28 protein-coding genes are annotated in these 26890 nt (G+C 71.0%); 16 read left to right on the top strand and 12 right to left on the bottom strand.

The window, feature by feature from the left end; genetic code table 11:
- Window position 1: 1 nt before the first annotated feature.
- Window positions 2-3883, bottom strand: coding sequence for a polarized growth protein Scy (gene scy, locus ACWDRW_RS04015; protein WP_451719727.1), 3882 nt, complete (start codon window positions 3881-3883; stop codon window positions 2-4).
- A 210-nt stretch (window positions 3884-4093) separates the two neighbouring features.
- Window positions 4094-4534 carry a methylmalonyl-CoA epimerase gene (gene mce / locus ACWDRW_RS04010; RefSeq protein WP_451719725.1) on the bottom strand — a complete coding sequence of 147 codons (441 nt, stop codon included), beginning with the start codon at window positions 4532-4534 and terminating at the stop codon, window positions 4094-4096.
- A gap of 148 nt (window positions 4535-4682) precedes the next feature.
- On the opposite strand from mce, the gene ACWDRW_RS04005 reads away from it, so the two are divergent.
- Together ACWDRW_RS04005 and meaB are read left to right on the top strand one after the other, a co-directional pair.
- Window positions 4683-5876 carry an acetyl-CoA C-acetyltransferase gene (locus ACWDRW_RS04005; RefSeq protein WP_451719722.1) on the top strand — a complete coding sequence of 398 codons (1194 nt, stop codon included), beginning with the start codon at window positions 4683-4685 and terminating at the stop codon, window positions 5874-5876.
- Between the two features lie 30 nt (window positions 5877-5906).
- Entirely contained in the window at window positions 5907-6863 is a 957-nt protein-coding gene (gene meaB / locus ACWDRW_RS04000; RefSeq protein WP_451720357.1) for a methylmalonyl Co-A mutase-associated GTPase MeaB, read from the top strand.
- 61 nt (window positions 6864-6924) lie between these two features.
- Here meaB and ACWDRW_RS03995 read toward each other — a convergent pair whose 3' ends face one another.
- Entirely contained in the window at window positions 6925-7542 is a 618-nt protein-coding gene (locus ACWDRW_RS03995) for a PepSY domain-containing protein (protein ID WP_451719719.1), read from the bottom strand.
- Between the two features lie 118 nt (window positions 7543-7660).
- Between ACWDRW_RS03995 and ACWDRW_RS03990 the strand changes: the two genes are divergently transcribed.
- Together ACWDRW_RS03990 and ACWDRW_RS03985 are read left to right on the top strand one after the other, a co-directional pair.
- Window positions 7661-8326: a response regulator transcription factor gene (locus ACWDRW_RS03990; RefSeq protein WP_451719715.1), complete on the top strand. Its 666-nt coding sequence runs from the start codon at window positions 7661-7663 to the stop codon at window positions 8324-8326.
- Window positions 8323-9717, top strand: a complete 1395-nt coding sequence (locus ACWDRW_RS03985; RefSeq protein ID WP_451719713.1) for an ATP-binding protein — start codon at window positions 8323-8325, stop codon at window positions 9715-9717. The genes ACWDRW_RS03990 and ACWDRW_RS03985 overlap by 4 nt, the downstream gene beginning before the upstream one ends.
- Window positions 9718-9720: 3 nt before the next feature.
- Here ACWDRW_RS03985 and ACWDRW_RS03980 read toward each other — a convergent pair whose 3' ends face one another.
- The 4 genes from ACWDRW_RS03980 to ACWDRW_RS03965 form a co-directional block, all read right to left on the bottom strand.
- Window positions 9721-10197 (bottom strand): MarR family winged helix-turn-helix transcriptional regulator, encoded by a 477-nt coding sequence (locus ACWDRW_RS03980; protein WP_451719710.1) that lies wholly within the window; start codon window positions 10195-10197, stop codon window positions 9721-9723.
- Window positions 10198-10292: 95 nt separating this feature from the next.
- Complete coding sequence (locus ACWDRW_RS03975) at window positions 10293-11087, bottom strand: AIM24 family protein (RefSeq protein WP_451719708.1); 795 nt, start codon at window positions 11085-11087, stop codon at window positions 10293-10295.
- Window positions 11084-11734: an AIM24 family protein gene (locus tag ACWDRW_RS03970; RefSeq protein WP_451719706.1), complete on the bottom strand. Its 651-nt coding sequence runs from the start codon at window positions 11732-11734 to the stop codon at window positions 11084-11086. Before ACWDRW_RS03970 ends, ACWDRW_RS03975 begins: the two co-directional genes overlap by 4 nt.
- A 1-nt stretch (window position 11735) precedes the next feature.
- The gene (locus ACWDRW_RS03965; protein WP_451720354.1) at window positions 11736-12368 is read right to left on the bottom strand and encodes an AIM24 family protein; all 633 of its coding nucleotides are present in this window, start codon (window positions 12366-12368) and stop codon (window positions 11736-11738) included.
- 192 nt (window positions 12369-12560) lie between these two features.
- Here ACWDRW_RS03965 and ACWDRW_RS03960 point away from each other — a divergent pair, with 192 nt between their 5' ends.
- The 5 genes from ACWDRW_RS03960 (at window position 12561) to ACWDRW_RS03940 (ending at window position 15431) form a co-directional block, all read left to right on the top strand.
- Entirely contained in the window at window positions 12561-12908 is a 348-nt protein-coding gene (locus ACWDRW_RS03960) for a DUF3817 domain-containing protein (RefSeq protein ID WP_451719703.1), read from the top strand.
- Window positions 12905-13204, top strand: coding sequence for an MTH1187 family thiamine-binding protein (locus ACWDRW_RS03955; protein ID WP_451719701.1), 300 nt, complete (start codon window positions 12905-12907; stop codon window positions 13202-13204). Before ACWDRW_RS03960 ends, ACWDRW_RS03955 begins: the two co-directional genes overlap by 4 nt.
- 144 nt (window positions 13205-13348) lie before the next feature.
- On the top strand, window positions 13349-14110 hold the full coding sequence (locus ACWDRW_RS03950; protein ID WP_451719698.1) for a hypothetical protein: 762 nt from the start codon (window positions 13349-13351) through the stop codon (window positions 14108-14110).
- Window positions 14107-14787 carry a DUF4166 domain-containing protein gene (locus ACWDRW_RS03945; RefSeq protein WP_451719696.1) on the top strand — a complete coding sequence of 227 codons (681 nt, stop codon included), beginning with the start codon at window positions 14107-14109 and terminating at the stop codon, window positions 14785-14787. The genes ACWDRW_RS03950 and ACWDRW_RS03945 overlap by 4 nt, the downstream gene beginning before the upstream one ends.
- Window positions 14784-15431 carry a TetR/AcrR family transcriptional regulator gene (locus ACWDRW_RS03940; protein ID WP_451719693.1) on the top strand — a complete coding sequence of 216 codons (648 nt, stop codon included), beginning with the start codon at window positions 14784-14786 and terminating at the stop codon, window positions 15429-15431. The genes ACWDRW_RS03945 and ACWDRW_RS03940 overlap by 4 nt, the downstream gene beginning before the upstream one ends.
- On the opposite strand, the gene ACWDRW_RS03935 is transcribed toward ACWDRW_RS03940, so the two are convergent.
- Entirely contained in the window at window positions 15411-15689 is a 279-nt protein-coding gene (locus ACWDRW_RS03935) for a hypothetical protein (protein WP_451719690.1), read from the bottom strand. The two genes, ACWDRW_RS03940 and ACWDRW_RS03935, sit on opposite strands and share 21 nt — an antisense overlap.
- Window positions 15635-15874 (bottom strand): hypothetical protein, encoded by a 240-nt coding sequence (locus tag ACWDRW_RS03930; RefSeq protein ID WP_451719688.1) that lies wholly within the window; start codon window positions 15872-15874, stop codon window positions 15635-15637. Before ACWDRW_RS03930 ends, ACWDRW_RS03935 begins: the two co-directional genes overlap by 55 nt.
- Before the next feature lie 421 nt (window positions 15875-16295).
- On the opposite strand from ACWDRW_RS03930, the gene ACWDRW_RS03925 reads away from it, so the two are divergent.
- From ACWDRW_RS03925 to ACWDRW_RS03915, 3 genes are all read left to right on the top strand, one after another.
- On the top strand, window positions 16296-16580 hold the full coding sequence (locus ACWDRW_RS03925; protein WP_451719685.1) for a helix-turn-helix domain-containing protein: 285 nt from the start codon (window positions 16296-16298) through the stop codon (window positions 16578-16580).
- A 104-nt stretch (window positions 16581-16684) separates the two neighbouring features.
- Window positions 16685-18469, top strand: a complete 1785-nt coding sequence (locus ACWDRW_RS03920; RefSeq protein WP_451720352.1) for a glycosyltransferase family 2 protein — start codon at window positions 16685-16687, stop codon at window positions 18467-18469.
- A 3-nt stretch (window positions 18470-18472) separates the two neighbouring features.
- Window positions 18473-20428: a galactose oxidase-like domain-containing protein gene (locus tag ACWDRW_RS03915; protein ID WP_451719683.1), complete on the top strand. Its 1956-nt coding sequence runs from the start codon at window positions 18473-18475 to the stop codon at window positions 20426-20428.
- 4 nt (window positions 20429-20432) lie between these two features.
- On the opposite strand, the gene ACWDRW_RS03910 is transcribed toward ACWDRW_RS03915, so the two are convergent.
- Window positions 20433-21434 carry a glycoside hydrolase family 6 protein gene (locus tag ACWDRW_RS03910; protein WP_451719680.1) on the bottom strand — a complete coding sequence of 334 codons (1002 nt, stop codon included), beginning with the start codon at window positions 21432-21434 and terminating at the stop codon, window positions 20433-20435.
- A gap of 78 nt (window positions 21435-21512) precedes the next feature.
- Complete coding sequence (locus ACWDRW_RS03905; protein WP_451719678.1) at window positions 21513-21653, bottom strand: hypothetical protein; 141 nt, start codon at window positions 21651-21653, stop codon at window positions 21513-21515.
- 112 nt (window positions 21654-21765) lie between these two features.
- On the opposite strand from ACWDRW_RS03905, the gene ACWDRW_RS03900 reads away from it, so the two are divergent.
- The 3 genes from ACWDRW_RS03900 (at window position 21766) to ACWDRW_RS03890 (ending at window position 24496) form a co-directional block, all read left to right on the top strand.
- Window positions 21766-22275, top strand: coding sequence for a MarR family winged helix-turn-helix transcriptional regulator (locus ACWDRW_RS03900; protein ID WP_451719676.1), 510 nt, complete (start codon window positions 21766-21768; stop codon window positions 22273-22275).
- Between the two features lie 63 nt (window positions 22276-22338).
- On the top strand, window positions 22339-22677 hold the full coding sequence (locus ACWDRW_RS03895) for a DUF3817 domain-containing protein (protein ID WP_451719673.1): 339 nt from the start codon (window positions 22339-22341) through the stop codon (window positions 22675-22677).
- A 118-nt stretch (window positions 22678-22795) separates the two neighbouring features.
- Entirely contained in the window at window positions 22796-24496 is a 1701-nt protein-coding gene (locus ACWDRW_RS03890; protein WP_451719671.1) for an acyl-CoA mutase large subunit family protein, read from the top strand.
- A 31-nt stretch (window positions 24497-24527) separates the two neighbouring features.
- Here the strand turns inward: ACWDRW_RS03890 and ACWDRW_RS03885 are convergent, their stop codons facing one another.
- Window positions 24528-25151 (bottom strand): TetR/AcrR family transcriptional regulator, encoded by a 624-nt coding sequence (locus ACWDRW_RS03885; RefSeq protein ID WP_451719668.1) that lies wholly within the window; start codon window positions 25149-25151, stop codon window positions 24528-24530.
- Between the two features lie 218 nt (window positions 25152-25369).
- On the opposite strand from ACWDRW_RS03885, the gene ACWDRW_RS03880 reads away from it, so the two are divergent.
- Window positions 25370-26347, top strand: a complete 978-nt coding sequence (locus ACWDRW_RS03880; protein WP_451719665.1) for a tetratricopeptide repeat protein — start codon at window positions 25370-25372, stop codon at window positions 26345-26347.
- The last annotated feature ends 543 nt before the right edge of the window (window positions 26348-26890 follow it).

Raw genomic sequence — 26890 nt, 5'->3', positions numbered from 1 at the left:
GCTAGCTCTCCGAGGACTTGCCACCCGATCGAGGGGCGCCGACGGTGGCGCCCGCCTTGACGCCCCCGTCCTTGCCGGCCGCCGGGGCCTCAAAGGACTCCAACGCCTCCAGCACGTCCTGGACACGGGAGATCTCGGCGTTGATGTCCTCACGCCGACGCACGAGCACCTCCAGCTCGCGCTTGCCCTCCTCGACCGTCCGCTTCGCCTCGCGGATCGCCTCGGCCCGCAGCTCCTCGGCCTCCTTGACCAGCGAGGACTTCTTCTGCTCGGCCTCCTTCAGCAGCCCCTCGGCCTTCTTCACCGCGGCGATACGGACCTTGCCCGCCTCGGAGTTGGCCTCCGAGACCAGCTCCTTGGCCTTCGCCTGGGCCTTGGCCAGCTGCTCCTCGGCGGCCTTGATGAGCGCGTCGCAGCGGTCGCCGGTCGACTTCATCGTCTCAGCGGCCTCGCGGCGGGCCCGCTCGTGCAGCTCCTCGATCTCGCTGGTGATGCGGTCGCGCAGCTCCTCGGCCCGCTCCCTTATCGCGGTGGCGTCCCGGCGGGCGCCGACCAGCAGCTCGTCCGCGTCCGTGCGGGCCTTCTCCACCAGGGAGTTGCCCTCGACCGTCGCCTCCGAGACCAGCCGCTCGGCCTCCTTGCGGGCGGCGCCCACCATCGTGTCGGCCTGGCCCTCGGCGTCCGCGGTGGTCTTGTGCGCCTGCGTCTGGGCCTCGGTGAGCAGCTTGTCGGCCTCGGCGGCGGTCTCCGTGATGAGCGTGTCGACCTGCTCCGCGGCCTCCGAACGCCGCTTGTTGGCGTCCTTGCGGGCCTCGTCCAGGGTCCGCTCGGCCTCCTCGCGCGCGGCGCCGACCGTGCGTTCGGCCTCGGCCAGCGCCTCGGCCTTGACCCGCTCGGACTCGGTACGGATCCGCTCGGCGTGCGCCTGCGCGGAACCGACCGTCTCGGCGGCCTCGGCGCGCAGCCGCTCGGCGTCACCGGTGGCGTCCGCGATGAGCTTGTCGGCCTTCGCGACGGACTCGACGCGGACCCGCTCGGCCTCGGCGACCGTCTCCTGGCGCAGCCGGTCGGTGTCCTCCAGGGTCTCCGTGGTCAGCCGCTCGGCCTCGTTGCGCGCCTCGGTGATGAGGGTGTCGGCCTGAGTCGCCGCGTCCGAACGGATGCGGTTGGCGTCCTCGCGGGCGTCCGCCCGGGTGCGCGCCGCCGCCTGGTCGGCCTCGGCGATGGTGTCCGAGGCCTGGGTGCGCACCCGCTGGGCGTGCTCGGCGGCGTCCGCGCGCAGCCGCTCCGCCTCGCCGATCGCCTCCGAGACCGTACGCTCGGCCAGCGCCTTGGCGGCCTCGGTCTCCTCCGCCGCCTCGCGCCGGATCCGGCCCGCGTCCTCCGCGGCCCGCTCCCGCTCGGAGTAGGCGTCGCCGCGGACCCGGTCCGCCTCCTCCTCGGCCTCCCGCCGGGTGCGCTCGGCCGCGTGCTCGGCGGCGCTGCGCAGCCCCTGGATCTCCTCCTGGGCCTGCTCGTGCAGTCCGGTGACCGAGTCGCGCACCTGCTGGGCGTGCTGTTCGGCGGCGGAGACCATCTCGGTGGCGCGCCGGTCCGCCTCCTCGACCAGCCGTACCGCCTCGGTCTGCGCCTCCTCCACCCGCTTGCGCGCGGAGGCCAGCAGCTCCTCGCTCTGCTCGCGGGCCCGCTCGCGCTCCTGATCGGCCTCCTGCCGGGCCGACCCCAGCGTCTCCTCGGCCTCCCGGCGGCGCCGTGAGGCCTCCTCCTGGGCGGCGGCCAGGGTCTCCGACGCCTCGGTGGCGAGCCGCTCGGCGGCGGCCTGAGCCTCGGCCCGGACCCGGTCGGCGGTGTCCTGCGCCTCCGACTTCAGCCGCTCGGCCTCGGCGGCGGCCTCGGAACGCAGGCGTACGGCGATGGCCTCGCCCTCCGCGCGGGAGGCGGAGGCGTCCGCTGCGGCCTCGGTGCGCAGCCGGTCGGCCTCGGCCTCGGCCTGCTGCTGGAGGGCGCGGATCCGCTCGGCGGCCTCCGCGCGCAGTCGCTCGCTCTCCTCGGCGGCCTCGCGGCGGATCCGCGCGGCCTCCTCCCGGGCGTCGGTGAGGGCCTGCTCGGCGGCCGTCAGCCGCTGCTCGGCCTCGGTCTGAAGCCGGGTCAGCTCCTCGGCGGCCTCCGCGCGGCGGACCTCTATGGCCTGCTCGGTCTCCTCACGCAGCTCGCGCGCGGCCCGCTCGGCCTCGGCCCGGATGCCCTCGGCCTGCTCGACGACCTCGTCCCGGTGCCGCTCGGCCTCCTGCCGGGTGCGCTCCAGGGTCTCCTCGGCCTGTCGGCGCAGCGTCGTGGCGCGCTCGATGGCCTCGGTACGGACCTTCTCGCTGTCCGCCGTGGCGCCCTGACGCAGCTCGTCCGCGTCCGCCTTGGCCTTCGACAGCAGTTCCTCGGCGGTCTTGGCCGCCTCCTCGATCTGCTGGACGGCCTCCCTGCGGGCCTCCGCGCGGATCTTCTCGCCCTCGGCCACCGCGTCGGCGCGCAGCTGCTCGGCCTCGCCGCGCAGCCGGCGCGCCTCCTCCTGCAGCTCGACCGTCTTGGCGCGGTACTCCTTGGTGTCGTCCTTCGCCGCGCCCTTGAGCTGCTCGGCGATGTCATGCGCCTCGGCCCGCAGCCGGTCCGCCTCGGTCTCCGCCTCGCGGCGGATCCGCTCGGCCTCCTCGGCGGCGGCCTTGGTGGTGTTCCGCGCGTCCTCCTGCGCCTTGTTGAGGACGTCCTCGGCGGTCTTGGCCGCCTTCGACAGCTGGGTCGCGCTCTCCTCGGCGGTGAGCGTACGGGCCTTCTCGGCGGCCTCCGCCAGGACCTTCTCGGCCTCGGCGCGGGCGTCCGCGACGACCTGCTCGGCCTCCGCCCTGGTGGCCTCGGCCTCCTTGGTGGCCTCGCTGACCAGCCGGGCGACCTGCTCCTTGGCCGTACGGGTGCGCTGTTCGTTGGCCGACTCGGCGCTGCTGAGCGCCTTGCTCGCCGCCTCCTTGGCCTCGGTGAGGACCTTCTCCGCCTCGGACTGCGCCTTGCGCAGCGCCTCCTCGGCCTCCGCCATCCGCTGCTCCGCGGCCCGGCTCAGCTCACCGGCCTGACGGCGGGCCGCGTCCGACTCGGTGGCGGTGGAGCTGCGGAGCTGCTCGGCGTGGTCGGTGGCCTCCTGGGCCTGGGTGGAGGCGGCGTTGAGCAGCCGCTCGGCGTCGGTACGCGCCCGGCGCAGCAGCTGCTCGGCCTCGGCGCGGGCGGCCTCCGCCTCGCTCTGGAGCCGCTGGCGGGCCTCCGCGGTGAGCCGCTCGGCCTCCGCGCGGGCGGCCGCCATGGCCTGCTCGGCCTCGGCGCGGGACTCGTCGAGGAGCCGACGGGCCTGGGACTCGCTGCGGGCGCGCAGCTGCTCGGCCCAGGCCACGTTCTCGTTGACATGGCTCTCGACGGTCTGCCGGCGCTCGGCGAGCTCCTGGTCGAGCTGCTGTCGGCGGGTGACCGCCTCCTGGTGCAGCTCCGCCTGGAGCCGCGCGGCCTGCTCGGCGTGCTCCTGGAGGATGCGCTGCGTCTGCGCGCGGGCCTGGCTCAGCTCGCGCTCGGCGTCCTGCCGCAGCTGATCGGCCTGGATCTGCGCGTTCCGCAGCAGCTGTTCGGCCTGATAGCCGATGTCACCGCCGCCGAAGTCCGGCCGGGACATGATGGTGCGCCGCGCCTCGTGCAACTTGGCGCGCAGCACCTCGACCTGGTAGCCGAGGTCCTCGGCGTGCTGGATCGCCTTTTCCCGCTCGGTCTTCAGCCGCTCCATCTCGGCCTCGAACCGAGAGAGGTGGTCGACGTCAGCCGCCGGCTCTCGCTCCTGGCGTTCGTAGCCCCGCACTGCGCGGTCCCATCCGTCCCCTGGTCGCAAGTCTCTCCATACGAGCTCCGTCCATCCGCCGAACGGGGCCCCCGGGGAATGGTGTCAGATCAACGACGGAGCATGGGCTGCTGCCCCGACGCTCGTCCCCCGAAACCCGGACCCCGGCCCGCGGTCGAACGCCCGAGAGCGACGACCGACCCCAACCCTACCGGCCCATATGTACGAGGGTCAGTGCTCAGGTGACTCAACGGGCGCCGAAGTGACCAGTTCTGTCAGTACTCCATGACAATCCTTGGGGTGCAGGAAGGTGATCCGTGACCCCATGGAGCCGCGTCGGGGCTCCTCGTACAGGACGCGTACGCCCTTGCCCTTGATGTCCGCGGCGTCCCCGTCGACGTCCGCCGTACCGAAGGCGATGTGGTGCACGCCCTCGCCGTTCTTGGCGAGCCACTTGGCGACGGTGGAGTCCTCGCGGGTCGGCTCCAGCAGCTGGAGGTAGGTCGCGCCGCCGTCCGACGTATCGTTGATCTTGAGCATGGCCTCGCGGACCCCCTGCTCCTCGTTGACCTCCGAGTGGTACACCTCGAAGCCGTAGGTGGCCCGGTAGAACTCGACGGTCTTGTCGAGGTCGAAGCAGGCGATCCCGATGTGGTCGATTCGCGTCAGCATGGTGTTAGTGCAGCGCTCCCGAGGTGGTTACGCAACGTGCCAGCGATCACACCGACAGCCCGGTGACGGCACGGAGTGCCACTCAGTACATTCGAAGTAAACCCTCGTTCACTCCTCGGCTGTGCAAGCTGGAAGGGGATCGCACGACATGTCTTCCGCAACTTCGGTGATCGTCGCGGGCGCTCGGACGCCCATGGGCCGCTTGCTGGGCTCCCTCAAGTCCTTCTCCGGAGCCGACCTCGGCGGCTTCGCGATCAAGGCCGCCCTCGACCGTGCGGGGATCGGCGGCGACCAGGTGCAGTACGTGATCATGGGCCAGGTCCTCCAGGCGGGCGCGGGCCAGATCCCGGCCCGCCAGGCCGCGGTCAAGGCCGGCATCCCGATGAACGTGCCCGCCCTGACCATCAACAAGGTCTGTCTCTCCGGCCTCGACGCCATCGCGCTCGCCGACCAGCTGATCCGCGCCGGCGAGTTCGACGTGATCGTCGCGGGCGGCCAGGAGTCGATGACCAACGCCCCGCACCTGCTGCCCAAGTCCCGTGAGGGCTTCAAGTACGGCGCCATCGAGATGCTCGACGCGATGGCCTACGACGGACTGACCGACCCGTGGGAGAACATCCCCATGGGCCAGTCCACCGAGAAGCACAACAGCCGACTCGGCATCGCCCGCGAGCCGCAGGACGAGGTGGCCGCCCTCTCGCACCAGCGCGCCGCCGCCGCCCAGAAGAACGGCATCTTCGAGGCCGAGATCACCCCGGTCGAGATCCCGCAGCGCAAGGGCGAGCCGGTCGTCTTCAGCAAGGACGAGGGCATCCGCGCGGAGACGACGGCGGAGTCGCTGGGCAAGCTGCGTCCCGCGTTCACCAAGGACGGCACCATCACCGCCGGTTCGTCCTCGCAGATCTCCGACGGCGCGGCCGCGGTCGTCGTGATGAGCAAGGCCAAGGCGCAGGAGCTGGGCCTGGAGTGGATCGCCGAGATCGGCGCCCACGGCAACGTGGCGGGTCCGGACAACTCGCTGCAGTCCCAGCCGTCCAACGCCATCGTGCACGCCCTGAAGAAGGAGGGCCTGGAGGTCTCCGACCTCGATCTGATCGAGATCAACGAGGCGTTCGCGGCGGTCGCGGTCCAGTCAATGAAGGACCTCGGGGTGTCCACGGAAAAGGTGAACGTCAACGGTGGTGCGATTGCCCTCGGCCACCCGATCGGCATGTCGGGCGCGCGACTCGTCCTGCACCTGGCGCTGGAGCTCAAGCGCCGGGGCGGTGGCGTGGGCGCGGCCGCGCTGTGCGGTGGCGGTGGCCAGGGTGACGCGCTGATCGTGCGGGTCCCCAAGGCCTGAGCTGTTCTCTTCTAGGTGATCGGAGCTGTGATGCAGGACGTCTCCACGCTGGTGGCCCAGGCACGGGAGGGCAGGCCGCGGGCCGTGGCTCGGCTGATCTCCCTGGTGGAGGGGGCGTCCCCGCAGCTCAGGGAGGTCATGGCGGCTCTGGCCCCGCTGACGGGCGGGGCGTACGTGGTGGGCCTGACGGGGTCGCCGGGTGTCGGCAAGTCGACGTCGACCTCCGCCCTGGTGACCGCCTACCGCAAGCAGGGCAAGCGGGTGGGCGTCCTGGCCGTGGACCCCTCCTCCCCCTTCTCCGGCGGGGCGCTGCTCGGTGACCGGGTCCGGATGTCGGAGCACGCCTCGGACCCCGGTGTGTACATCCGCTCCATGGCGACGCGCGGCCACCTGGGCGGTCTCGCCTGGGCGGCCCCGCAGGCGATCCGGGTGCTGGACGCGGCGGGCTGTGACGTGATCCTGGTCGAGACGGTCGGGGTGGGCCAGTCGGAGGTCGAGATCGCCTCGCAGGCGGACACCTCGGTGGTGCTGCTGGCGCCGGGCATGGGCGACGGGATCCAGGCGGCCAAGGCGGGCATCCTGGAGATCGGCGACGTGTACGTCGTGAACAAGGCCGACCGGGACGGCGCCGACGCTACGGCTCGCGAGCTGAACCACATGCTGGGTCTGGGCGAGTCCCGGGGGCCCGGTGACTGGCGGCCCCCGATCGTGAAGACGGTCGCGGCGCGCTCGGAGGGCGTGGACGAGGTGGTCGAGGCGCTGGAGAAGCACCGGGCGTGGATGGAGGAGCGGGGGGTGCTGGCGGAGCGCCGCCGGGCCCGGGCCTCCCGTGAGGTGGAGACCATCGCGGTGACGGCGCTGCGGGAACGGATCGGCGACCTGCACGGAGACCGGCGCCTGAGCGCACTCGCGGAGAAGATCGTCTCGGGCGAGCTGGACCCGTACCGCGCGGCGGACGAACTGGTCGAGGGCCTGACGCGGGGCTGAACCGCGCTCCTCGAACGCCGGAGAAGCTGGATCGGCCTCTCCGGCGTTCGAGACCTGGCCGTCAGTCGTCCGATGCGTCGTCGCTCCTGTCGGCCGTGACCTTCGCCGTGTTCAGGTCGATGTTCCAGTGGCTCTCGGCACCCCGGGCGTTCCGCGTCTCCGCGTCCCAGGTCGTCGTGCGGTCGTCGTCCTCCAGGTCGAGCGACGTCACGAAGCCCTCGGCCGCCGCTGCCTCGGCCGCCTCCTGGGCCGTCGTGCCCGAAGCCGCGCGGTCCCGGTCGTCCTCGTCGTCGTCATCGTTCTCCACCTGCGTGCCGACGATCTTCGCCGTCGCCGGGTCCACCTGGACCGTGTACGACTTCGCTCCCGCGCCGAGGATCTCGACCTCCCAGCCACGGAAGTCGTCGGAGTCGCCCGAGTCGCCCGAGTCGTCGGAGTCGTCCGAGTCGTCGACGTCCGCGTCCAGGTCCGCCCCGACCGCCGTCCCCGGCTGAGCCTTCAGCGCCGCCCCGATCGCCTCGGCCGCCGTCACCTTCGCGGTGCGCGCCTCCGCGGAGTCGTCCCGCACGTCCACCGCCCGTTCCTGCCGCGCCTCGTCCCCGCCGGCGAAGGCGACCGCCGTTCCCCCGCCCACCAGGGCCGCCGCGGCGACGGTGGCGATGAGGATGTTGCGCTTCATGGGTCCTCCAGAAGGTGTGAGTGCTCCGCTCGTTCGCCACCAAGGTCCGTCATCCGACCTGAAGCCACCCTGAACCCACCTGAAGATCACTTCAGCTTCGCTCTGCCACCCTTGGGACATGCGCCTGTTGATCGTGGAGGACGAGAAGCGGCTGGCCCTGTCGCTGGCCAAGGGGCTGTCGGCCGAGGGGTTCGCCGTGGACGTCGTGCACGACGGGCTGGAAGGGCTGCACCGGGCCGCTGAACTGCCGTACGACCTCGTCGTGCTCGACATCATGCTGCCGGGAATGAACGGCTACCGGGTCTGCTCCGCGCTCCGCGCGGCCGGCAACGACGTGCCGATCCTCATGCTCACCGCCAAGGACGGGGAGTACGACGAGGCCGAGGGCCTGGACACGGGGGCCGACGACTACCTCACCAAACCGTTCTCGTACGTCGTGCTCGTCGCCCGGGTCAAGGCGTTGCTGCGCCGGCGAAGCGGCGGTGCCGGATCGCCGGTGCTCACCCTCGGGACCCTGCGCGTCGACACCGGCGCCCACCAGGTCTTCCGGGACGGCGCCGAGATCCCGCTCACCACCAAGGAGTTCGCCGTACTGGAACAACTCGCCCTGCGGGCCGGGCAGGTCGTCTCCAAGGCCGAGATCCTCGACCACGTCTGGGACTTCGCCTACGACGGCGACCCCAACATCGTCGAGGTCTACATCAGCACCCTGCGCCGCAAACTCGGCGCCGGTCTCATCCACACCGTGCGCGGCGCCGGGTACCGGCTGGAGTCCGGGCGATGAGGCGCCTGTTCGGGTCCGTCCGCGCCCGGGCCACCCTCGCCGCCACCCTGGTCGTCGCCGTCGCCCTGGTCGCCGCCGGTGCCGTCGTGCTGGTCACCCTGCGCGGCGACCTCACCGCCCAGGCGGACTCGGAGGCCGACGACGCGGCCCGCTCGGTCGCCACCCAGATCGCGCAGGACGTGCCGTACCGCGAACTCGACCTGGACGAGGACCACCCCGTGCAGGTGGTGGACGGGGACGGGCGGGTGCTGGCCGTGAGCGAGGGGCTGGAGGCCGTCAGCGGCACCGGTGTGGACGGAGTCACGCCGGTCCGCAGCCCCGCGGCCGGACACCAGGACGAGGACGACGAGGACGATCCGGAGCTGGGCGAGGTCGGTGACATCGAGGGGCACACGCGGGGGTGGGCCACCGTCGACGGGGAGCGCACCGAGTACCGGTTCGCCGAGCTCGAGGTCACCGACCCGCGCGGCGAGACCGTCGTCGTCCACGCCGGCGCCTCGCTGGAGGCCGAGCGGGACGCCGTGTCCACCGCGTCCACCGTCATGCTGATCGGGCTGCCCGCGCTGCTCGGGGTCGTCGGCTCGGTGACCTGGCTCGTCACGCGGCGGGCGCTGCGCCCGGTGGAGGGCATCCGGCGCGAGATGGCGGAGATCACCGCCTCCGAGGACCTGTCCCGGCGGGTTCCCGAGCCGGACACCCATGACGAGGTCGCGCGGCTGGCCCGTACGACCAATGAGACCCTTTCCGCCCTGGAGACCTCGGTCGAGCGCCAGCGGCGCTTCGTCGCGGACGCCTCCCACGAGCTGCGCAGCCCCATCGCCTCGCTGCGCACCCAGCTCGAAGTGGCCGCCGCACACCCGGAGTTGCTGGATCTGGAAGGGGCCGTCGAGGACACCGTACGGCTGCAGCACCTCGCCGCCGATCTGCTGCTGCTCGCCCGGCTCGACGCGGGGGAGCGGCCCGGTGACGCCCAGCTGGATCTCGCCGCCCTGGCCGCGGCGGAGGCCGGGGGGCGGGCCGGGGTGAGCGTGGTGGCCGACGGGCCGGTGCAGGTCGCCGGATCCCGCGGGCAGCTGGGGCGGGTGCTCGGCAATCTGCTCGACAACGCCGCCCGGCACGCCCGTTCGGCGGTCGTGGTGACCGTCCGACGGGCGGGCGACCGAGCCGTCCTTCAGGTCGCCGACGACGGGGACGGGGTGCCCGAGGAGGACCGGGAGCGGATCTTCGAGCGGTTCGTACGGCTCGACGAGGCCCGCAGTCGCGACGACGGCGGCGCCGGTCTGGGCCTCGCCATCGCCCGCGATGTCGCCGAGCGGCACGGCGGCACCCTCACCGTGGGCGACGCCCCGGCGGGCGGAGCCCTGTTCGAACTCCGCCTGCCGATCGCCTAGGGATCAGGGGCGGCCGCGCTGGCCGCGCAGGTGCTCCGCGATCGGCTTGAGGGCCTTGTCCAGCTCCACCAGCGCCTCCGGCGTCAGCAGATCGATGAAGTGCCGGCGCACGGACGCCACGTGATGCGGCGCGACCTTCTTCATCGTCTCCATGCCGTGCTCGGTGAGGACGGCGTAGAGGCCGCGGCGGTCGGACTCGCAGTTCTCGCGCCGGACCAGGTTCGCGTTCTCCATGCGCGTGATCTGGTGGGAGAGGCGGCTCTTGGACTGGAGGGTGGCGGAAGCGAGGTCGCTCATCCGCATCCGAACGTCCTCCGACTCGGAGAGGTTCACCAGGATCTCGTAGTCGTTCATTGTCAGGCCGAACGGCTGGAGGTCCCTCTCGAGCTGGTACGTCAACAGCCTGTTGACCTCCAGGTGGGTGCGCCAGGCGCACTGCTCCGCATCGCTCAGCCAGCGCGTGGCCGTCTCGGTCTCCATGAATGAAGTCTACCTAAAATGTTGAAAAGCGAACTAGTGAGGGCAGTGTGACAGTGCGCACGCGTTCGAAGTCGTCACACTCCGCAGACTACCGCTCACAGCCCGAAGCGACGCTGGAGGTCCCCCAGCTGTCCGGGAAGACGCGGTGCGCCGGCTTGCTGTGAGCCACCTGTGGAGCCTCCGCTTCCGGGCACACCCGCCTGGTGCGGAACGGCCCCCGTCGCCTGCTCGGCCATGAGGCTCTCGGAGGACTGCAGGAGCACGGTGCCGGCTCCCACGAACTCGAACTGGTGCTCCTCTCCGGAGGCCCCTCCGAGGCCTGTCATCGCACGTAGGCCGCCCATCAGGCCGGTCATGTACTGGTAGTCGTAGTGATGGCACGGGGAGGGGCAGTCGGCCCAGCCGACGAGCGCCTGCGGATCCACCCGGATCGGGGGTTCCATGAACACCACCGGGCCGTTAGACGCGGCCACGAACTTTCCGGTTCCGATGAGGGTCAGAAAACCCGGCACAATCGACTGCTTCAGCGAAAGACTTGGCTGAAAAGCGAGCAGGTTGCCTGAGCGAATGGTCAGATTGCCGTCTTCCAGGTCGTAGGAGTTCACGTCGAAGGCCCGGTCGGCGAGCAGCATCTTGCCCGAGCCCTCGGCGACGACCCAGTCGCTCGCGTGCAGAGGCGAATGGAAGGACGTACGGACGAGGCGGTCGAGCCGGCCGTGCCCGATGCCGTTGAAGTCGATCGAGCCGTAGTAGGCGATCATCTTCCCCTTCTGCAGGAACCACTGGGTCCCCTTGAGCTCGACGCAGAAGGTGTAGTTGTCGACGTTGTCGTCGGACGGCAGGGTCATCGGGTCGTGGACGACCGGACCCGCACCCGGGTAGGTGCTCACAGCTTCTCCTCCGAGGCCTGGACGTACACCGCGCCGCTACCGCTCAGCTCCAGCTGGAAGGCCTCGCCGGAGCCCCGGCCCACCATGTCCCGCCAGCCGAGCGCGGTCGACAGCTTGTTGCGTACGTCGCCGTGGTGGGCGACGTAGGCCTGCGGGTCGACATGGACCGGGCGCTGCGGGCTGATGGGGATCTCCAGGACGCCGCCGTGTGCCATGACGGCGACCGAGCCGTGTCCCTTCAGGGTGGTCGTGAACAGTCCCTGGCCGGTGACCTGGCCGCGGACCATGCCCATCACCCCGCCCTGGGAGCCCATGAACATCGTGCCCTGCTCCAGCGTGCCCTCGAAGGCCAGCAGCCGGTCCGCCTCGACGTAGAGGGTGTCCCCGGTGAGGCCGATCACCTGGACGTGATGGCCGCCGTGCCCGAACAGGACGGTCCCGCTGCCCTCGACGGTCATCAGCGGGGTGGCCTCGTTGGCCACCCGGCGTCCGATCATCGACATCAGGCCGCCCTGGCCGCCGGTGGTGCTGGGGGTGAAGGACACGTCGCCCTGGTACGCGAGCATCGCGCCGCGCTGGCTGAACAGCCGCTGCCCGGGCAGCACGGTCGCCTCGATCATCTTGGAGTTGATCTCACGGAAGGCCATGTCAGACGTCCCCCGCGATCGTGTTCCGCTCGCTGGGCTGGACGTAGACCAGGCCGTCGCCCTCGAACCGGATCTGGAAGGCCTCGCCGCCGCCCTCGCCGAGCAGGGTGCGGAAGGTGACGCCGGACTGGAAGGACTGCCGGAGGTCGCCCTGGTGGGCGATGTACGCGCCGGGGTCGACCGTCAGCGGGTACTGCGCGCTGACCCGCAGCACGACCGCCGGGCCGTCCGAGGTGATCGCCGCCTGTCCGTGCCCCTCCACCGTCGTGGTGAACAGGCCGTTGCCCTGCGAGGCGCCGCGCATCCCGGTGAAGGACGTGCCGGTCCTCAGTCCCGCGTCGGTCGCGAGCAGATTGCTCGATTCCACGTACAGCTTGTCCCCCTGAAGGCCGACGAGGTTGATCTCGGACGCCCGGTCCGCGAACCAGCAGGTCCCGTGCCCCTTCACCTCCATCACCGTCATCTGCTCGCCGGTGAGGCGCCGGGTCACCATGCCCCGGATGCCCTCACCGCCGCCGCTGAGCTTCTTGAACGCCATCTGTCCGTCGTACGCGACCATCGAGCCGTTCTTCGCCTTCACGGCGTCCCCGGTCATCTCGACGGCGAGCACCTTGCTGCCTTGAAGTCGGAACATCGCCACGCAGCGAAGGTAACGGCGCCGGCCCGGCGCCGACAGAGCCCGTAGGTGGAGATGCACCCTGAACGTCCCTCAGGGACGGAGGGACCGCGACCCCCGGGCCGGAGCACCCCCGCCCGTTTGCCACAATGGACGAACGTTTGTGCTTGCGTTCACAAACCCCTACGTCTCTCCCACCGAAGGTGACCCGTGGACATCAAGACCGCCTCCGCCCTCCGCCGCCTCCGCCTCGTCTCCGGGCCCGAGGCGGTCTCCTTCCTCCTCCTGCTGGTCTGCTCGGTGCTGAAGCGGACCACCGACTTCAACGCGGTGCCCGTGATGGGCGCGATCCACGGCTTCCTGTTCGTCCTGTACGTGATCTTCTGGGCCGACGCCTGGAACCGCGCGAAGTGGTCCCTCGGCACCGGCGCCCTCTACTTCGTCCTCTCCGTGCTGCCCGCCGGCGGCTTCTTCGCCGAGCGCAGGCTCAAGCGCGAGGCCGAGGACGCGGTCATCGCCTTCCGCGCGCGTCAGGAGGACGCGGTGAGGACGTCGTGATCGTCGCCTTCTCCGTGACGCCCCTCGGCGTCGGCGAGGACGTGGGGGAGTACGTCGCCGAAGCCGTCCGTGTCGTGCGTGAGTCCGGTCTGCCGCATCGCACCGACGCGATGTTCACCTCGATCGAGGGCGAGAGCTGGGACGAGGTCATGGACGTCGTCAAGCGTGCCGTCGCCGCCGTGGAGGCACGCGCCCCGCGCGTGTCCCTGGTGCTCAAGGCCGACATCCGCCCCGGAGTGACCGACGGTCTCACCTCCAAGGTGGAGACCGTGGAGCGGTACCTGGCCGCCGAGTAGCGGCTCCGTACAGGAAAACCCCGGCCCCGCGCGGGCCGGGGTTTTCTCGTGCCCGCTGTTTGAGCAGTCGCTCAAAACCGTGTAGCTTCCTCCTCAGAAAGTTTGAGCAGTCGCTCAAACTCCTTGCCGACCTGGGGGATTCGCGTGAGGCACACCGGTCTGTACATAGAGGCGCGGATCCGCGCCGATCTCGACGACCTCTGGTCACGTACGCAGGAGCCGTCCCAGCACCAGCGCTGGGATCTCCGCTTCACCGAGATCGACTACCTCCCGCGCGCGCAGGGCGAACCACAGCGTTTCCGCTACGCCACGCGCGTGCTGCCCTTCCTCACCGTCGCCGGTACCGGAGTCTCGGCCGGCGAGAAGGAACGCCCCGACGGCACCCGTACCTCCGCCCTGCGCTTCGCCTCCCCGCACCCCCTCTCCCTGCTCGCCGAGGGCAGCGGCTACTGGCGGTACGTCCCCGACGGCGACGGGGTCCGCTTCCTCACCGGGTACGACTACCGGCCCCGCTGGGGCGCCCTGGGCGCGCTCGCCGACCGGCTCGTGTTCCGTCCGCTCATGGGCTGGGCGACGGCCTGGTCCTTCGACCGGCTGCGGCTGTGGCTGGAGCGGGGCATCACCCCCGAGCGGGCCCGCCTGAACTGGCTGGCCGAGCTGACGGTCCGCGCGCTCGTCATCGCCTTCGCCTGCACCGGCCTGGGTCTGGAGTCCCTGCTGCGGCTGTTCGGACCCTTCGCCGCCTCGATGGCGTACCTCTGCCCGCTGCTGCTCACCGTCGCCGTGTGCGTGGCGCTCTTCAAGGCGCCCCTGTCCCACACCCCGGCCGCCCGCCGCTGCCTGCGCCGCCCGCCGACCCGCGCGTGCGCCCCCCGACTCCTCAAGGCCCTGGAGAACCCGCGATGACCTCGATCTTCCGCACCGCGATGGGCGCCGACTTCGACCGGCTGCACCCGCAGCTCCAACGGCGCTTCTCGGTCGGCCTGACGAGCGGGGAGGCCTGCACGGGCCGAGGTGTCATGGACCGCATCTGGCACGGCGGGGCGTTCGTGAAGCCGTTCCTCGCTCTCGGCGCCACTCGCAACATCCTCGTCCCGCGCGAGGGCCGCCGGGTGCCCTTCGTCATCGAGAACGTGCCGTACACCGACACCTTCGGCCGTGAGACGGTGAGCTTCGTGCGCACCTTCGACCTGCCGGGCCGCTCCCGCCGCTTCGACGCCCAGATGGTGCTGGGCCCCCGGGGCGACCGGGTCCTCGACTACCTCGGCACCCACCAGCACCTCGCCACCGACCTGTACTTCCGGGCCGAGCCCGACGGCTCGCTCCTCATCCGCTCCGGCGAACACCGGTTCCGGGAAGGGGCCGTGGACGTCCGGGTCCCCGAACTGATCGGCGCCACGGCCGAGGTGCGCGAGTCCTTCGACGACGCCACGGGCCGCTTCCGCGTCAAGGTCCGGGTGGTGAACCGGTACTTCGGGCCGCTCTTCGGTTACGAGGGCTCCTTCCGCGCCACCTACGGCGACCTCCGCCAGTGCGGCGTACGGCCCGGTCTGCGCCCCGTGCGCGAGGAGGCGCGCGCGTGAGCCCGGAGACCGCCAAGTCCCTGGAGACCAAGACGAAGCTCCTCGACGGCGCGCTGCGGACGCTGACCGAGCAGGGGATCGCCAAGACCTCGGCCCGTACGGTCGCGGCCACCGCCGGGGTCAACCAGGCGCTGGTCTTCTACCACTTCGGCTCCCTGAACGACCTGCTGGCGGCGGCCTGCCGGTACGGCGCCGAGCAGCGCGTCGCCCGCTACCGCGACCGCTTCGCCACCATCACCTCGCTCTCCGAACTCCTCGCCTTCGGCCGGGAGATGCACGAGGAGGAGAGGGCGTCCGGCTATGTCTCCCTCCTCGGCCAGCTGCTGGCCGGCGCCCAGACCCATGAGAGCCTCGGCCCGGCCACGGCCGCCGGACTCGATCTGTGGATCACCGAGATCGAGCAGGTCCTGACCCGGGTCCTGGCGCGGACGCCGTTCGGCGAGTTCGTGGACCCGGAGGGCCTCGCGCGAGCCGTGGCGGCCTCCTTCGTGGGGATCGAGCTGTACGAAGGCGTGGACGCCCAGGGCGCGGGTGCGGCCCTGGACGCGCTGGAACAGCTCGCGCGCCTGGTCGCCGCGCTGGACGACCTGGGCCCGGTGGCCCAGCGCGCGGTCCGGCACCGCCTACGGCGTACGCAGCGCTGACCCGTCCGAGCACATCGCCTCGCCGTACAGCGCCGTCAGTGCGTGGTCGATGGGGTGTTCCGTCACGGCGTCCCGCCGGTTCCAGCGCTGGAGGTTGATCGCGAGGGACATCTGCCGCCGGCCCTCGGCCCGGGTCAGGGACACGGTGCCGGCGCCCCAGGCCGTGCCGGCGTGGCCCCGGAAGGTCCCGCAGCCCGGGACGGTCAGCTGGTGCAGACCGAGGCCGTACTCGATCGTCGAGCCGTCCAGGGCGACCACGGGACCGTCCGCCGCATCTCGGCCGGCGAGGCCCTGCTGACGACCCCGCCGTCCAGCAGCCTGCCGGAGAAGCGGTTGAGGTCCTCCATGGTGGAGGTCGGACCAGCGCCCGACATCACCCAGGACATGTTGTGGACGCTGTAGTCGCGCGGCGGGTCGATGCCGCCCCAGAGCGCCTCGTACATCCGCGAGTGCGGTCCCTCGACGCGTGGTCCGGTCGGGAAGCACGTGTGTCGCAGCCCGGCGTGCTCGATGACGTTCCGGGCGATGTACTTCGGCGATCGGCGCCGACACCGACGAGGCGGCCCGGGGCGGGGCGCTCGGGCTGCTGGGCTTCGCCGCGCAGTCCCCGGTCCACGTCGTCGCCGTACGCTCCGACCTGCCGCTCGACCGGATCGGCGCCCAGCTCTGCCCCACCCGGCTGGTGAAGGCCGCCCCGCTCGCCGACGTGGGCGTCCGCATCGCCGTCGCCCCGGACCCCGCCCGCCTCCCGGCCGGTGTCCGCGCGGGCATGGGCGCCCCGGCAGCCCTGACCGGTCCCGGCGGGAGGGGCGTACCGCCCTGCGCTTCACCAGCGCGCGGGAACCGGTCGTCAACCACACCGACTTGGGTGCCCTGACGCTCCTCGCCGAGCTGCCCGAGGGCGCGGTGCGCGCCGATCCCGACGTGGCCGCCATCGGCCGTATGCACCCCGGAGACCTGCGCACCCTGGACCTCTACCGCGCCGCCGGCTCCCCGCGCCGGGCCGCCGAGCTGCTTCATCCACACCACAGCAGCGTGGCCCGCGGAATCGAACAGCTCGGCCGGAGCCTGGGCCTGGACCTCACCGAGCCCACCGGCCTGACCCGCGCCCGAATCGCCCTCACCGCCTGGCGGCTGCTCGCCGAGTGACGGGCACCCACCTGGACGCCTCCAGTTCGACACGCCCATGAATGTCCCTTTGTGTGGGGGTATCGGCACGACCGTCGATGACTCCTCGATCACTGGAGGGCGCTGTGCGGCCGGAGGCCTATGACTACGAAACCCACAGCCGACTCGCCGGACCGCTCACGGAGCCGGCCGGTGCTTCGTACCGGGTGCAGTACACCTCGCTGCTGTCCCGCGAGCCCCGCCGCATACGCGCGATCCTCCTGATGGCCCTGGCGCCCCTGCTCACCGGCGCCCTGCTCGTCTACCTCGTCTGGCCCACGCACTGGGTCGAACGCGAGGGTGCCGACCGCTGGCTGGTCTGGCTCGACGTCACCATGCTCATATCCATCGGGCTCATCGAGTTCTTCATGGTCGTCAACGTCGCCTCCGTCGCCCACGCCACCCTCGTGGCCCGCGACCCCGTCCCGGTCGTGCCCGAATCCGGCACCCGTGTCGCCTTCCTCACGACGTACGTCCCGGGCAAGGAGCCCCTCGCCATGGTCCGCGCCACCCTCGAAGGCGCGAAGCGGATCACCCACGACGGCCCCCTCGACGTCTGGCTCCTCGACGAGGGGGACGACGCGCAGGCGAAGGCCCTCTGCGCGGAACTCGGTGTCCGTCACTTCACCCGCCGGGGCGTCCCGGAGTGGAACCGCGCCAAGGGCGCCCACAAGGCCCGCACCAAGCACGGCAACTACAACGCGTGGATCGCGATGCACGGCGACGACTACGAGTTCTTCGCCTCCGTCGACACCGACCACGTCCCGCTCCCGAACTTCCTCGAGCGGATGATGGGCTACTTCCGCGACCCGGACGTCGCCTTCGTGGTCGGTCCGCAGGTGTACGGCAACTACCACAACCCCGTCACCAAGGCCGCCGAGTCCCAGCAGTTCCTCTTCCACGCGCTCATCCAGCGCGCCGGCAACCGCTACCGCGCCCCCATGTTCGTCGGCACCAACAACGTCGTACGGATCTCCGCCGTCCAGCAGATCGGCGGCCTGTACGACTCCATCACCGAGGACATGGCCACCGGCTTCGAACTGCACCGGCGCCGCAATCCGCGCACGGGCGCGCACTGGCGGTCCGTCTACACCCCGGACGTGCTCGCCGTCGGCGAGGGGCCCGCCTCCTGGACCGACTTCTTCACCCAGCAGATGCGCTGGTCGCGGGGAACCTACGAGACCCTCTTCAAGCAGTACTGGAAGGCGCCGTTCACCATGCCTCCGGGCCGCCTCTTCTCGTACACGCTGATGCTCGTCTACTACCCGATGACGGCCGTCAACTGGTTCCTCGGCATCCTCAGCTGCTTCCTCTTCCTCTGGTTCGGGGCCTCGGGCACCCAGGTCACCGCCTCCGTCTGGCTGATGCTCTACAGCGACGCGGCCGCCCTCCAGATCGGCCTGTATCTGTGGAACCGGCGGCACAACGTCTCGCCGCACGAACCCCGGGGTTCCGGCGGACTCGCGGGCATGGCGATGTCGGCCCTGTCGGCGCCGATCTACCTGAAGTCCTTCGGCGAGGCGCTGATCCGCAGGCCCAGCCGGTTCGTCGTCACCCCCAAGGGCGGCGACGCCAGCCCGGACCGGCTGCTCACCTTCCGCATCCATCTGGGCTGGGCGGTCCTTCTCGCCACCTCGCTGGGCGCCTCCATGGCCCTCGACCACACCCATGTGGCCATGCGGACCTGGGCGGTGCTCGCCATGACGATCTCGCTGGCGCCGGTCGCGGTGTGGGCCCTCACGCTGCTGAAGGGCCGCCGCCAGCGCGGGTCGTCGGTTCCGGCCGCACGGTCCGTCGAGGGCTCCGAACCGGCCCTCGCCACCAGCGGAGCGACCTCCCCCGTCCCCGGCACCTCGACAGGAGGCAACTAGGCCATGGCCTACCAGCCCTCGCAGAAGACCAAGAAGAGAGTCCTCGGCATCGGCGGCATCGCGGTCCTGGCCGGCCTCAACGCCCCGGCGGCGCTGGACTTCGCGGGCGAGAAGTACCACGCGTACAAGATCGCCCAGCCCGCCTACCAGGCCCGGTACGGCTCCTGGAGCCAGGTCGACATCCCCGAGGAGTACCGCACCAACGCCATCCACGCGGCCCTGCTGCACACCGGCAAGGTGCTGATCGTCGCCGGCTCGGGCAACGAGCAGAAGAAGTTCGACAAGGGGTCCTTCGACACCGTCCTGTGGGACCCGGGGAAGAACACCTTCAAGAAGATCCCCACACCCGACGACTTCTTCTGCTCGGGCCACGCCCAACTCCCCGACGGACGGCTGCTGGTGGCCGGCGGCACCGCGCGCTACGAGCTCCTCGACGGCGAGGTCGAGCGGGCCGGCGGCGGGATGCGGGTCAAGAACGAGAACCCCGACAAGGCGGTGTTCCTGAAGAAGGGCACCCGCTTCCGCTCACCCGCCGGAGTCGAGTACGTCACCCGGTTCGACGTCACCGTGCCCAAGGCCAAGCGCACCTTCAAGGTGACGTACAACCAGGCCGGAGTGATGCAGCCCTGGAAGACGAAGGTCACCGCCGCCGAGACCCGCGTCTTCGTCGAGGCCGTCGAGAAGGGCCCCCTGTCCGTCACCGACCGGCAGGCGCAGTACGAGGTCGTCGGGCTGACCGGTGAGGACGCGGCCAACACCTACGGCCTCTCCGAGAAGATCACCCTGGAGAAGCAGGACTTCCAGGGCATCCGCGCCGCCTACGAGTTCGACCCCGTCGCGGAGAAGTACATCCCGGTCGACCCGATGGACAAGGCCCGCTGGTACCCGACCCTGGTGGGCCTGGACGACGGACGGGTCCTCGCCGTCTCGGGCCTCGACGACGTCGGCGTGGTCGACCCCGGGGACAACGAGATCTACGACCCGAGGACCAAGAAGTGGACCCCGGGCCCCAAGCGCTACTTCCCCACCTATCCCGCCCTGTTCCTCACCAAGGGCGGCAAGCTCTTCTACCCGGCCGCCAACGCCGGTTACGGACCCGACAACATGGGCCGCGAACCGGGCCTGTGGGACCTGAAGACCAACACCTTCCAGAAGGTGCCGGGCCTGCGCGACCCGGACGAGACCGAGACCGCCGCCTCCCTCCTGCTGCCCCCGGCCCAGGACCAGAAGGTGATGATCCTCGGCGGCGGAGGCGTCGGCGAGTCCAGGAAGTCCACACCGCGCACGGCCGTGGTCGACCTGAAGAAGGACAACCCCGTCTTCGAGGACGGCCCCGACCTCCCCCAGGGCACCCGCTACCTGAACAGCGTGATCATGCCGGACGACACCGTCTTCACCGCGAACGGCTCCGAGGACTACCGCGGCCGCAGCGCCAGCAACATCCTCAAGGCCCAGTTCTACGTCCCCAAGGACAACGTCTTCAGGGAGGCGGCCGCGCCCAAGGTGGGCCGCAACTACCACTCCGAGGCGCTGCTGCTGCCCGACGGCCGGGTCGCCACCTTCGGCTCGGACCCGCTCTTCGACGACCAGCAGAACACCAAGCTCGGCCACTTCGAGCAGCGCATGGAGATCTTCACCCCGCCCGCCCTGCACAAGAACGGCGCCGCCCGGCCCGTACTGAAGGACGGCCCCCGGCTCCTGGCCGACGACCGTCGGGCCACGTACCGCACCGATCACCCCGAGCGGATCGTCAAGGCTCGCCTGATGCGCCCGAGCGCGGTGACGCACACGACCGACGTCGAGCAGCGCTCCATCGAGCTGGGGCTGACCAAGTCCGAGGACTCCGTCACCGTCACCGTGCCGGAGGACCCCGCGCTGGTGCCGCCCGGCTGGTACATGCTCTTCGTCACCGACGCCGAGGGCACCCCGTCGACGGCACAGTGGATCCAGGTGAAGTGACCGGCTAGGACTGCGAGTTGCGGGCCAGTGTCAGCGCGTACTCCGGCCACCACCGGCCGGCCGCCGGACCGCCCTCGCAGGTGCCGTCCGACTCGCCGGGCCGCTTGACCCACAGATAGGCGTCGAGCGCGGGCTCGCCGGTGTCCGTCGTGGGCGGGGTGCCCAGCGCGCGGCCCGGCGGGTTGCACCAGACACCGGGCAGCGGGCCGTTGCCGTTGCGGCTGGTGTCGATGACGAAGTGCTTGCCGCCGAGGCTCTTGGACAGCTGACGGCCGTACGCCTTGGTGTCCTCGGTCGTCTGGAAGTTGGAGACGTTGAGCGCGAAGCCGTCCGCCTCGGCGATCCCGGCCCGCCGCAGCGGCTCGACCAGCTTCCAGGGCTCCTTGATCCAGGACGGGTTGCCCGCGTCCAGGTACACCCGGGTGTTCGGCTGCCGCTTGAACCGGCGGATCGCCTCGGTCAGCAACTGCTCCCGCTCGGCGTGCAGCTCGGCCGGGGTGCAGCCGTCCACCATGTGCGCGATCGCGTCCGGCTCCAGCACGACCAGCGCCTTGCTCTCGCCGAGCGCGTCGGCGAACTTCCCCGTCCACTCCCGGTAGGCGTCCGCGTCCGCGGCCCCGCCCGCGGAGTGCTGGCCGCAGTCGCGGTGCGGAATGTCGTACGCCACGAACAGCGCCGTACGTCCCTCGGCGGAGGCCGCGGCGGTCGCCGAGCGGACCCGGGGGCCCGGGTCGGTCTCACCGGCCGGCCACAGCGCGGCGGGCCGGTCGGCGATCCGGCGCAGCACCTGCGCGTCCCGCGTACGGCCCGCCCGCTCCCACACCTCGATCTGGCGCGCGGCCGGGCTGTCGGGATCGACCCAGAACGGAGAGGAGGGGATGGCGCGGCTCGCCTTCTTGGACGCGGCGCCGGCGACGGAGGCCTCGTCGACGTCGGAGGCGGCGGTGCAGCCCGCCGTGAGTCCGAGCACCGCGAGAGCCGCGAGGGGGTGGATCAGCCGGGGCATGCTGCTCCCTTGAGCGAAGGTGACGTTCCGTCACCAATCGTTTCACGAAGATGTGATTTATCCCGGAATAGACATGGATCAGCCGCCCCCGCGGCGAGCGCGATCCCCAGTGGTGTGCAGCAGCTCGTCGAGCAGGGCCGCCCGGCCCCGGCCCCGCAGCCGTACGAGTGCCTCGCGAGTGCGGTCCGTCGGCATCATGACCATCCAGGGCGTCGGCATGGTGATGGCCTGGGCCGCGGCCGAGTCGTCCGGGAGGTCCGGCGGACCTCCCGGGGACCGAGGGGCGAGACGGGGCTGACCGCCATATGACCGGCCGGTAAGGTCTGGTGCCGTGCCGAAGCCGCTCAGCCTTCCCTTCGATCCCATCGCCCGCGCCGACGAACTCTGGAAGCAGCGCTGGGGAAACGTGCCGTCGATGGCCGCGATCACCTCGATCATGCGCGCCCAGCAGATCCTGCTCGCGGAGGTCGACTCGGTCGTCAAGCCGTACGGCCTGACCTTCGCGCGCTACGAGGCGCTGGTGCTGCTCAACTTCTCCAAGGCCGGGGAACTGCCGATGTCCAAGATCGGCGAGCGGCTGATGGTGCACCCCACGTCGGTGACGAACACGGTCGACCGGCTGGTGAGGTCGGGCCTGGTGGACAAGCGCCCCAACCCCAACGACGGACGCGGCACGCTCGCCTCCATCACGGAGAAGGGTCGCGAGGTGGTCGAGGCGGCCACGCGCGACCTGATGGCGATGGACTTCGGGCTCGGGGTGTACGACGCCGAGGAGTGCGCGGAGATCTTCGCGATGCTGCGGCCGCTGCGGATCTCCGCGCACGACTTCGAGGAGCAGTGACCCGGTTGCGGGACCGGTGACCCGGGGAAAGATCGCCCGGAACGTGCCGTTACGCTCGTCGGCATGAAAAAGAGCGTGCTGACCCGCTACCGCGTCATGGCCTACGTCACCGGTGTGCTCCTGGTACTGCTGTGCCTCTGCATGATCGGCAAGTACGCGCTGGACCTGGACGGCGCCGCCGACGCGACCCGGGTCGTCTCGATCGCGCACGGCTGGCTGTACGTCGTCTACCTGGTCTTCGCCTTCGACCTGGGCTCCAAGGCGAAGTGGCCGGTCGCCAAGCAGCTGTGGGTCCTGCTCGCCGGGACGATTCCGACGGCCGCGTTCTTCGTGGAGCGGAAGATCAGCCGCGAGCTGGACGCGCAGGTCGGCGAGGACGCGCCGGCGGTCGCGAAGGCGTGACCGCATCCCGCCGGACGCCTCGAGCGTCCGGCGGTTCTTGCTGCCGCGTTACTAGGACGTCCTAGTTGATCACCGTCAGCCGTCGACATTTACTAGGACGTCCTAGTAATTTGGAGGTATGGACGCTGACGCCCTCGAGGAAGGCCGCCGTCGCTGGCAGGCCCGGTACGACGCCGCGCGCAAGCGCGACGCTGACTTCACCACGCTCTCCGGAGACCCCGTGGAGCCGGTGTACGGCCCCCGCCCCGGGGACACCTATGACGGCTTCGAGCGGATCGGCTGGCCGGGGGAGTACCCCTTCACGCGCGGGCTGTACCCGACCGGATACCGAGGGCGCACCTGGACGATCCGGCAGTTCGCCGGGTTCGGCAACGCCGAGCAGACCAACGAGCGCTACAAGATGATCCTCGCCAACGGCGGCGGGGGCCTGTCGGTCGCCTTCGACATGCCGACGCTCATGGGCCGCGACTCCGACGACCCGCGCTCACTGGGCGAGGTCGGCCACTGCGGGGTGGCGATCGACTCGGCGGCGGACATGGAGGTCCTGTTCAAGGACATCCCGCTGGGCGATGTCACCACCTCGATGACGATCAGCGGCCCGGCGGTGCCGGTGTTCTGCATGTACCTGGTGGCGGCGGAGCGGCAGGGCGTGGACCCGTCGGTGCTGAACGGCACGCTCCAGACGGACATCTTCAAGGAGTACATCGCGCAGAAGGAGTGGCTCTTCCAGCCCGAGCCGCATCTGCGCCTGATCGGCGACCTCATGGAGTACTGCGCGGCCGGCATCCCCGCGTACAAGCCGCTGTCGGTCTCCGGCTACCACATCCGCGAGGCGGGCGCGACGGCCGCGCAGGAGCTGGCGTACACGCTGGCGGACGGCTTCGGGTACGTCGAACTGGGCCTGTCCCGTGGCCTGGACGTGGACGTGTTCGCCCCCGGCCTGTCCTTCTTCTTCGACGCCCACGTCGACTTCTTCGAGGAGATCGCCAAGTTCCGCGCGGCGCGGCGGATCTGGGCGCGCTGGATGCGGGACGTGTACGGCGCGCGGTCGGAGAAGGCGCAGTGGCTGCGGTTCCACACGCAGACGGCGGGTGTCTCGCTGACGGCGCAGCAGCCGTACAACAACGTCGTGCGTACGGCCGTGGAGGCGCTGGCGGCGGTGCTGGGCGGGACGAACTCGCTGCACACGAACGCGCTGGACGAGACGCTGGCGCTGCCCTCGGAGCAGGCGGCGGAGATCGCGCTGCGGACGCAGCAGGTGCTGATGGAGGAGACGGGCGTCGCGAACGTGGCGGACCCGTTGGGCGGCGCCTGGTACGTGGAGCAGCTCACGGACCGGATCGAGGCGGACGCGGAGAAGATCTTCGACCAGATCAAGGAGCGGGGGCTGCGGGCGCACCCCGACGGCCGGCACCCCATCGGTCCGATCACCTCCGGCATCCTGCGCGGGATCGAGGACGGCTGGTTCACCGGCGAGATCGCCGAGTCCGCCTTCCGCTACCAGCAGTCCCTGGAGAAGGGCGACAAGAGGGTGGTGGGCGTGAACGTCCATCACGGCTCGGTCACCGGGGATCTGGAGATCCTGCGGGTGAGCCATGAGGTGGAGCGGGAGCAGGTGCGGGTGCTGGGCGGCCGGAAGGCGGCGCGGGACGAGGCGGCGGTGCGCTCCTCGCTGGACGCGATGCTCGCGGCGGCGCGGGACGGTTCCAACATGATCGAGCCGATGCTGGACGCGGTGCGCGCGGAGGCGACGCTGGGCGAGATCTGCGGCGTGCTGCGCGACGAGTGGGGGGTGTACACGGAGCCGGCCGGCTTCTGACCTGACCCTTCGGTGGCCGGCACGGCCGCGGTCAGGAAGCCGCTGCCGCCAGGCCGGCCACCAGCACCGTCGTAAAGCTTCGGACCCACTCCTCGTCCGCCGGTTCCGCGCTGACCAGGCAGCGGTGGACCACCGCGCCCGCCACCACGTCGAAGATGAGGTCGACCGTGCGGGCGGCCTCCGACTCGTCCGTGGACGGGGGGAGTTCGCCTCGGGCCTGGGCTCGGGACCTGCCCTCCAGGACCAGGCGTTTTTGCCGGTCGACGATGGAGGCGCGGATGCGTTCGCGGAGCGCTTCGTCGCGCGTCGACTCCGCGACCACCGCCATCAGGCCGCTCTTGGCCTCCGGGCGGGCCAGGATGGCCGCGAACTGCAGGACCACGCCCTCGATGTCCGCGCCCAGCGTTCCGCGGTCCGGCAGTTCGAGTTCGTCGAAGAGTTCCGCCACCGCGTCGACCACCAGTTCGTTCTTGCCCGACCAGCGGCGGTACAGCGTCGTCTTCGCCACCCCTGCCCGGACCGCGACGTCCGACAGGGTCAGTTTCGACCAGCCCAGCTCCACCAGCGCCTCCCGCGTCGCCGCGAGGATCGCGGCGTCGGCCGCGGCGCTGCGGGGGCGCCCTGTGGCGCGCGGGGCGGGAGTGCTGCTCTGCATGCCCAGACCTTAACCACGTCCGGTTCCCGTTGACGCCGTGAGGGAGATCACCAGGACCCGGTGTACCGGAGGCACCCGGTGCCATTACGCTACGACTCGTAGCGAAACCACTGGCGTGGGGTGGGGACCCGGCGTCGAAAACAGTCGAACAACAGAGAAGCTCGACCGGCTTTCTCATCGCTTTTCACTCGCGCGCGAGAACGGGGGAGGATAGGCGCATGCAGCCACGGAACATGTCCATGAGCGGAGTCGTCGACCTCGCCGCGGTGAAGGCGGCCCAGGAGGCCAAGGCGAAGGCGGAGCAGGCGCGCGCCGAAGCGGCCCGGCAGGGCGGGGGAGGGGCCGTCTCGCCCGCCGACCTCGTCATCGACGTCGACGAGGCCGGGTTCGAGCGAGACGTACTTCAGCGGTCCACCGAGGTGCCCGTCGTCATCGACTTCTGGGCCCAGTGGTGCCAGCCCTGCAAGCAGCTCAGCCCGGTGCTGGAGCGGCTCGCCGTCGAGTACAACGGCCGTTTCGTCCTCGCCAAGATCGACGTCGACGCCAACCAGATGCTGATGCAGCAGTTCGGCGTGCAGGGGATCCCCGCGGTCTTCGCCGTCGTCGCCGGGCAGGCGCTGCCGCTCTTCCAGGGTGCCGCCGGTGAGGCGCAGATCCGCGAGACCCTCGACCAACTGGTGACCGTGGCCGAGCAGCGGTTCGGGCTCACCGGACTGGCCGTCGACCCGGACGCCGAGCCCGGCGCGGGCGCCCAGGCGGCCCCCGCGACTGAGGCCGGTCCGTACGACGCGCTGCTGGAGGCCGCCGTACAGGCCCTGGACGCGGGGGACTTCGGCGGGGCGGTCCAGGCGTACCGGAACGTGCTGAGTGAGGACCCGGCGAACACCGAGGCCAAACTCGGTCTCGCGCAGGCCGAGTTGCTGCAGCGGGTGCAGGGTGCCGATCCGCAGCAGGTACGCAAGGACGCGGCCGCCAATCCCGGGGACGCGCGGGCCCAGATCGCCGCGGCCGACCTGGACTTGGTGGGCGGACATGTGGAGGACGCCTTCGGGCGGCTCATCGAGACGGTGCAGCGCACGGCGGGCGACGAGCGGGAGGCCGTACGACTGCGGCTGCTCGAGCTGTTCGAGGTTGTCGGGGCCGAGGACCCGCGGGTCGCGGCGGCGCGCAGGGCACTTGCGCGCGCCCTGTTCTGATCGGGTCGGCAGCCCCGTTCTGACCAGTCACTAAACGCGAGGGCACGTGTTGCCCGAGTGAAAGAACTGCCGACGGAGCGTCAGTGCGGCCGCGCTTTACCAAATCTTGGTAATCGCGGCCGCTGTTACTTGCAGTAAGTCCAGGGCGTTGTTCTGTCGGATTCTGTCCGGCCATTCAGGCATTTGTCCGCCCGCTTGACGCCACCCTGTGTGGCTGTCCGAGACCCACGGGTCGTTGTTCGGTTATCCGCCCGTTACTACCGAGTAACGAAGCCCCTTGTGCGGGCGGCGAGAATGCACCACGATCGGCGACGCTCGGTCCATTCCCGTACTACCCGACAGCCGGTCGGGTCGCCGGGAGCCCAGGGTCCCCACCGAGCAGAGCCGGCGGCAGTGGCGCCGGCTCTTGGACAGGGGGGTCTTCGCCCACTCGGCGAAGCCTGTCCAGCAAGGTTGTGCGTGATGCGTGTCAGGCGCGACCAGTGGTTGTCGCTCGGGGGTGATCGCCGGTGATTCGGGCGCGGTTCGCGCCGTCGACCGCGG

The sequence above is a fragment of the Streptomyces sp. NPDC003635 genome (assembly GCF_053587635.1).
The sequence above is the reverse complement of the archived record's forward strand: the minus strand, read 5'-3'. Positions and strand labels throughout refer to the sequence as shown.

Coding starts and splice junctions, on each gene's coding strand:
- mce (WP_451719725.1), bottom strand. CDS start 4,534: ATGCTGACGCGAATCGACCACATCGGGATCGCCTGCTTCGACCTCGAC.
- ACWDRW_RS04005 (WP_451719722.1), top strand. CDS start 4,683: ATGTCTTCCGCAACTTCGGTGATCGTCGCGGGCGCTCGGACGCCCATG.
- meaB (WP_451720357.1), top strand. CDS start 5,907: ATGCAGGACGTCTCCACGCTGGTGGCCCAGGCACGGGAGGGCAGGCCG.
- ACWDRW_RS03995 (WP_451719719.1), bottom strand. CDS start 7,542: ATGAAGCGCAACATCCTCATCGCCACCGTCGCCGCGGCGGCCCTGGTG.
- ACWDRW_RS03990 (WP_451719715.1), top strand. CDS start 7,661: ATGCGCCTGTTGATCGTGGAGGACGAGAAGCGGCTGGCCCTGTCGCTG.
- ACWDRW_RS03985 (WP_451719713.1), top strand. CDS start 8,323: ATGAGGCGCCTGTTCGGGTCCGTCCGCGCCCGGGCCACCCTCGCCGCC.
- ACWDRW_RS03980 (WP_451719710.1), bottom strand. CDS start 10,197: ATGGAGACCGAGACGGCCACGCGCTGGCTGAGCGATGCGGAGCAGTGC.
- ACWDRW_RS03970 (WP_451719706.1), bottom strand. CDS start 11,734: ATGGCCTTCCGTGAGATCAACTCCAAGATGATCGAGGCGACCGTGCTG.
- ACWDRW_RS03965 (WP_451720354.1), bottom strand. CDS start 12,368: ATGTTCCGACTTCAAGGCAGCAAGGTGCTCGCCGTCGAGATGACCGGG.
- ACWDRW_RS03945 (WP_451719696.1), top strand. CDS start 14,107: ATGACCTCGATCTTCCGCACCGCGATGGGCGCCGACTTCGACCGGCTG.
- ACWDRW_RS03930 (WP_451719688.1), bottom strand. CDS start 15,874: ATGTACGAGGCGCTCTGGGGCGGCATCGACCCGCCGCGCGACTACAGC.
- ACWDRW_RS03915 (WP_451719683.1), top strand. CDS start 18,473: ATGGCCTACCAGCCCTCGCAGAAGACCAAGAAGAGAGTCCTCGGCATC.
- ACWDRW_RS03910 (WP_451719680.1), bottom strand. CDS start 21,434: ATGCCCCGGCTGATCCACCCCCTCGCGGCTCTCGCGGTGCTCGGACTC.
- ACWDRW_RS03905 (WP_451719678.1), bottom strand. CDS start 21,653: ATGCCGACGCCCTGGATGGTCATGATGCCGACGGACCGCACTCGCGAG.
- ACWDRW_RS03895 (WP_451719673.1), top strand. CDS start 22,339: ATGAAAAAGAGCGTGCTGACCCGCTACCGCGTCATGGCCTACGTCACC.
- ACWDRW_RS03890 (WP_451719671.1), top strand. CDS start 22,796: ATGGACGCTGACGCCCTCGAGGAAGGCCGCCGTCGCTGGCAGGCCCGG.
- ACWDRW_RS03885 (WP_451719668.1), bottom strand. CDS start 25,151: ATGCAGAGCAGCACTCCCGCCCCGCGCGCCACAGGGCGCCCCCGCAGC.
- ACWDRW_RS03880 (WP_451719665.1), top strand. CDS start 25,370: ATGCAGCCACGGAACATGTCCATGAGCGGAGTCGTCGACCTCGCCGCG.